The sequence below is a fragment of the Poseidonibacter sp. genome (assembly GCF_041821165.1).
Classification (GTDB): domain Bacteria; phylum Campylobacterota; class Campylobacteria; order Campylobacterales; family Arcobacteraceae; genus Poseidonibacter.
On record NZ_JBGUES010000160.1, the window covers coordinates 1 to 5,368 of the forward strand.

Consider the following 5,368-nt stretch of genomic DNA (forward strand, 5'->3'; position numbering starts at 1 on the left):
AATTTAATGTAAGTATTGCAGAAGGTAATGCTGATATTCAAGTAACACCAGTTGCTACAAATTCTTCAGCACCTGCTGCTTCACCTGTTTCAAATGGAGAAGGAACTGAAGTACCTGCTGCTGTAAATGGAGCTGTTTGGAAAATTCTTGTAAAAGAAGGTGATGTAGTTGAAGCTGATCAACAAATCATGATTTTAGAAGCTATGAAAATGGAAATAGATATTAACGCACCAGTTGCTGGAACAATTACTAAAATTTTAGTAGGCGCTACAGACTCTGTTGAAGAAGGTCAACCTTTAGCCATTATTGGTTAATTGAGGAATATTATGATGAAAAAAAGTTTATTTATCTCTCTTTTCTTTTTAATGAGTATTTTCTCTGTAAATACTTTCGCATCAACAGCTCCTGCTGTTGATACAGCTGAAACAAAAGAATACGAAGCAAAAAGCATGACACAACTGCTTGGTTCGTTCTATCAAACAACTGGTTTAAACGCAATTATGAATCCTAAAGAAGGTGTTAAAGATTCTCACGGAAATGATATGTCAATCTTCGCTCAAAGTAGCGGTAGAATTATTATGATTATCATTTGTTTCTTATTGTTTTTTTTAGCGATTAAAAAAGGTTTTGAACCACTATTACTAATTCCTATTGGATTTGGTGGATTATTAGCAAATATTCCAATTGCAAATATTGCTGGTGAGCATGGTATGCTAGGTATTATCTATAATATGGGTATTGCTAATGAGTTTTTCCCATTACTTATTTTTATGGGTGTTGGAGCTATGACGGATTTTGGTCCATTATTAGCAAATCCTAAAACTGCTTTACTTGGTGGAGCTGCACAATTTGGTATTTTTGGTTCATTAGTTGGAGCTGTTGTTCTTTCTCAATATGTACCAGGAATTGATTTTACATTACAACAAGCTGCTGCTATTTCTATTATTGGTGGAGCTGATGGACCAACATCAATCTTTATTGCATCTGCACTAGCGCCTGAATTACTTGGAGCAATTGCTGTTGCTGCTTATTCTTATATGGCATTAGTACCTGTTATTCAACCTCCAATTATGAGAGCTTTAACAACAGATGCAGAAAGAATTATTAAAATGAAATCAACAAGAAAAGTTTCTAAATTAGAGAAAATTATCTTTCCTTTAGTTGTTTTAGTTTTAACTTTATTGATTTTACCAGATGCTTCTCCTTTAATTGGAGCACTTTGTTTTGGAAATTTTGCAAAAGAATCAGGAGTTGTTGATAGACTTTCAGATACAATGCAAAATGCATTAATTAACATAGTAACTATTTTCCTTGGATTAGGAGTTGGTTCTAAACTTGCTTCTGAATCATTTTTAGTTGCTGAAACAATGGGAATTATGGCAATTGGATTATTAGCATTTGCTGCAGGAACTGCAATGGGTGTATTAATGGCAAAATTAATGAACTTATTAAGTTCAAAAGATAATCAAATAAATCCTTTAATCGGTGCAGCTGGTGTATCAGCAGTACCAATGGCAGCAAGAGTTGTTAGTAAAGAAGGTCAGCAATATGATAAATCGAACATCTTATTGATGCATGCGATGGGTCCTAATGTTGCTGGTGTAATTGGTTCAGCCGTTGCTGCGGGTGTACTTTTATCAATATTTAAATAAAAAAATTAATTAGTAGGAAAATTAAATTATGTCTGAAATTAAAGACTCTTTAGGTTTAGAAAACGTTGGAATTGTTAGAAGAAATCTTGATGTAGATACATTAATTAAACATGCTGTTGAAAATGAAGGTGCGAAACTTACATCAACTGGTGCATTAATGATTGATACTGGAATTTTTACAGGAAGAAGTCCAAAAGATAAATTCTTCGTTAACCAAGATCCTTCAAATAAGTATATTGCATGGGGCGATATTAATCAAAAGGTATCTAAAGAAGTTTATGAAGATTTATTCAAAAATTCGAAAAAACAGTTAAGTAATAAAGATTTATACGTTACTGATGTATATTGTGGTGCATCATTAGATTCAAGAAAATCTGTAAGATTCATAACTGAAGTTGCTTGGCAAGCACATTTTATTAAAAATATGTTTATTGTTCCAAAAACTCAAGAAGAATTAGATAACTTTGAACCTGATTTTACAATTTACAATTCTTGTAAAACTGTAGATATGGCTTATGCAAGTCACAACTTACATTCAGAAGTATATGTTGTATTTAACGTTGAAGATAATGTAGCTATTATTGGTGGTACTTGGTATGCTGGTGAAATGAAAAAAGGTGTATTCTCAATGATGAATTACTGGCTTCCATTAGATGGTAAACTAGCAATGCATTGTTCTGCAAATATTGGAGAAGATGGTGATACTGCTTTATTCTTTGGTTTATCAGGAACTGGAAAAACTACTTTATCTACTGATCCTAAAAGAGCTTTAATTGGTGATGATGAACATGGTTGGGATGATGATGGTGTATTCAACTTTGAAGGTGGTTGTTATGCAAAAGTTATTAATCTTGATAAAGATTCTGAACCAGAAATTTTCGGTGCTATTAAAAAAGGCGCAATATTAGAAAATGTTGTTGCTAATGAAGATGGTGTTGTTGATTATTCAGATGGTTCAAAAACTGAAAATACAAGAGTTTCTTATCCTTTAGATCATATTGAGAATCATACTCCTGATATGAAAGGTGGACACCCTACTAATATAATTTTCTTATGTGCTGATGCATTTGGTGTTTTACCTCCAGTTGCAAAATTAGATAAGCAACAAGCAATGTACTACTTCTTAAGTGGATATACTGCTAAAGTTGCTGGAACTGAAAGAGGTATTACTGAACCAGTTGCTACATTCTCTTCTTGTTTTGGAGAAGCATTCTTACCATTAAACCCTACTGTTTATGCTGAGCTTTTAGGTCAAAAGATTGATAAGCATAATGTAAATGTTTATTTAGTTAATACTGGATGGACTGGTGGTGCTTATGGTGTTGGTTCTAGAATGAGTATTAAAAATACTAGAGCTTGTATCAATGGTATTTTAGATGGTTCAATAAATGAATCAGAATTTGAAACTCTTCCTGTATTTAATTTACAAATTCCTAAAACATTAAAAGGTGTTGATACTGAGGTATTAAACCCTAGAAATACATGGATAGATAAAGAATTATATGATGAAACTAAGAAAAAATTAGCTGGTATGTATATCACTAACTTTAAAAAATACTTAACTTTAGAAAGTGAATATGATTTCACAGCTGCAGGACCAATTTTATAAGGTATACTTTCCCTATAAATTTTACTGTTAAAAGGAGTGGATTTATTCACTCCTTTTTTAATGTACAAAAATAGGAGAATCCAAATGAAATTATCAGAGTTTTTAGAAGATATTAAACAAAACGAAAATGAAGTTGTTTACTACTGTTGTAATCACTTATTATCAAAAAAATACAATGTTGCAGATGATGCACTAGAAGAAGATGTATTAAAAGAGTTGTTTGTAAATTATGATAATTTTACTAAATCATTAAATGATAGTGCTGGGATTATTTATAAAAAATACGAAGCTGAGTTAAATGATGTTTATAAAACTATTTGTAATAAGTTTAATGAAAACTATGACAATAAATATTTATTTGATTATAGATTAGCTAGAGTTGCTAATCAAGAACCAAGACAATTCTTGGATATTGAAGATGAAGATACACAAGAAACTGTAATTCAAAAATTTGAAGATAAGATTAATGATATCTTAGAATCAAAATATTATAATGATAATAAAGAGAAATTATCATCAGACTTAATTATTCCTCAAAAAACGTTAGAGTTAATTAAATCAGCTGCTGGTTTAGTTTAATTTTATAAATATCAAATAGAGTGTATTAACACTCTATTTGTATCTCTTCTACTATTTCTAAACCAAATCCATGTAATCCTACAAATGAATGTTTTCCACCACTTGTCATTAATTTAATTTGTTTAATATTTAAGCTATTTAAAATTTGAGCCCCTATTCCAAAATCTTTTTGTGAATCTTTTGTTTTCTTCTCATCAGATAAGAAAATTAATATTCCACCTTTTGATTGTAAGAAATTAATTGTTTTTAACATTGATTGTAATTTTTCATTATTTGAGAATAAATCAATATCTAAACCAACTGCATGAAATTTAACATGAGTGATTTCTTTTGTTTCACCAAAGATAATAGCAGTGTGAATATTTCCTAAATGATCTTTAAACTCTTTTCTTTTAGCTTTTGCATTTACAAAAATTACATCTGAACTTGAAGTTTCTTCAACTAATTTTTCATGAGACAATCTATATTCAACTAAATCAGAAATATAAACTTGAACCATATTGTGTTTTTGTGCAAAAATATCTAAGTCATCTCTTCTTGCCATTGTTCCATCTTCTTTCATGATTTCACAAATTACAGCTTCACCATTAAGTCCTGCTAATTTACATAAATCAACACTTCCTTCTGTATGACCTGTTCTTACAAGAACTCCACCATCTTTTGCAATTAATGGGAAAATATGACCTGGTCTTACAAGTTCACAAGCTTTTGAAATAGGATTAGCTAATATTTTAATTGTGTCATCTCTTTCACCTGCACTAATACCTGTTAATGCATCAACAGCATCAACTGAAACTGTAAATGCTGTTTCATATGATGATGTATTTGAACTTACCATTGGATTTAATTCAAGTTTATTCGCTGTTTCATTTGTAACTGATACACAAATTAAACCTTTTGCATGAGTTGCCATAAAATTTACTTTTTCAGGACTACTTAATGCCGCTGAATAAACTAAATCCCCTTCATTTTCTCTATCTTCATCATCAAGCATAATAACCATATTACCTTTTTGAATCTCTTTAATTGCTTCTTTTACTCTATCTATTGCATTCATAATTCTTCTTTATATTATTATTTATTTTATTGTATTATATCAGAAATTTCAAAATTTAATCTAAAAACTATTGACAAAGAATAAAATTTTTACTATAATTCTACCACTTAAAAAATGGGGTATCGCCAAGTGGTAAGGCAACGGCTTTTGGTGCCGTCATTCGAAGGTTCGAATCCTTCTACCCCATCCATTTAAGACTTATTTTTAGTTCGCGGGATAGAGCAGCACGGTAGCTCGTCGGGCTCATAACCCGAAGGTCACTGGTTCAAATCCGGTTCCCGCAACCAAAATAATTAGCCATGTGTCAAGGTAGCTCAGCTGGCTAGAGCGCTGGTCTCATAAGCCGGAGGTCGAGAGTTCAAGTCTCTCTTTTGACACCATTTTTAAATTTAGTGCTGGTGTAGCTCAGCTTGGCTAGAGCAGCTGATTTGTAATCAGCAGGTCGGGGGTTCGAGTCCCTTCACCAGCTCC

General features: G+C 31.4%; 5 protein-coding genes and 4 tRNA genes. 8 read left to right on the plus strand and 1 reads right to left on the minus strand.

The window, feature by feature from the left end:
• The 4 genes from ACERKK_RS10805 to ACERKK_RS10820 all read left to right on the plus strand — a co-directional run.
• A partial coding sequence (locus ACERKK_RS10805) for a biotin/lipoyl-containing protein (protein WP_373773091.1) occupies positions 1 to 314 on the plus strand: 314 nt, incomplete at its 5' end.
• A 12-nt stretch (positions 315 to 326) separates the two neighbouring features.
• Positions 327 to 1,652, plus strand: a complete 1,326-nt coding sequence (locus tag ACERKK_RS10810) for a sodium ion-translocating decarboxylase subunit beta (RefSeq protein ID WP_373773092.1) — start codon at positions 327 to 329, stop codon at positions 1,650 to 1,652.
• Positions 1,653 to 1,680: 28 nt separating this feature from the next.
• Positions 1,681 to 3,261, plus strand: coding sequence for a phosphoenolpyruvate carboxykinase (ATP) (pckA, locus tag ACERKK_RS10815; RefSeq protein WP_373773093.1), 1,581 nt, complete (start codon positions 1,681 to 1,683; stop codon positions 3,259 to 3,261).
• Between the two features lie 84 nt (positions 3,262 to 3,345).
• Positions 3,346 to 3,840 carry a hypothetical protein gene (locus ACERKK_RS10820; protein ID WP_373773094.1) on the plus strand — a complete coding sequence of 165 codons (495 nt, stop codon included), beginning with the start codon at positions 3,346 to 3,348 and terminating at the stop codon, positions 3,838 to 3,840.
• A gap of 25 nt (positions 3,841 to 3,865) precedes the next feature.
• Here ACERKK_RS10820 and ACERKK_RS10825 read toward each other — a convergent pair whose 3' ends face one another.
• Complete coding sequence (locus ACERKK_RS10825) at positions 3,866 to 4,897, minus strand: bifunctional 3,4-dihydroxy-2-butanone 4-phosphate synthase/GTP cyclohydrolase II (protein WP_373773095.1); 1,032 nt, start codon at positions 4,895 to 4,897, stop codon at positions 3,866 to 3,868.
• A gap of 115 nt (positions 4,898 to 5,012) precedes the next feature.
• Here ACERKK_RS10825 and ACERKK_RS10830 point away from each other — a divergent pair.
• From ACERKK_RS10830 to ACERKK_RS10845, 4 genes are all read left to right on the plus strand, one after another.
• A tRNA-Gln gene (locus ACERKK_RS10830) sits at positions 5,013 to 5,087 on the plus strand.
• Positions 5,088 to 5,107: 20 nt separating this feature from the next.
• A tRNA-Met gene (locus tag ACERKK_RS10835) sits at positions 5,108 to 5,184 on the plus strand.
• Between the two features lie 16 nt (positions 5,185 to 5,200).
• A tRNA-Met gene (locus ACERKK_RS10840) sits at positions 5,201 to 5,277 on the plus strand.
• Positions 5,278 to 5,291: 14 nt separating this feature from the next.
• Positions 5,292 to 5,366 (plus strand) — tRNA-Thr (locus tag ACERKK_RS10845).
• Positions 5,367 to 5,368: the final 2 nt, after the last annotated feature.

What these genes read in the sequence shown, in the direction of transcription:
- ACERKK_RS10810 (WP_373773092.1), top strand. Translation starts at nt 327, where the DNA reads ATGATGAAAAAAAGTTTATTTATCTCTCTTTTCTTTTTAATGAGTATT.
- pckA (WP_373773093.1), top strand. Translation starts at nt 1,681, where the DNA reads ATGTCTGAAATTAAAGACTCTTTAGGTTTAGAAAACGTTGGAATTGTT.
- ACERKK_RS10820 (WP_373773094.1), top strand. Translation starts at nt 3,346, where the DNA reads ATGAAATTATCAGAGTTTTTAGAAGATATTAAACAAAACGAAAATGAA.
- ACERKK_RS10825 (WP_373773095.1), bottom strand. Translation starts at nt 4,897, where the DNA reads ATGAATGCAATAGATAGAGTAAAAGAAGCAATTAAAGAGATTCAAAAA.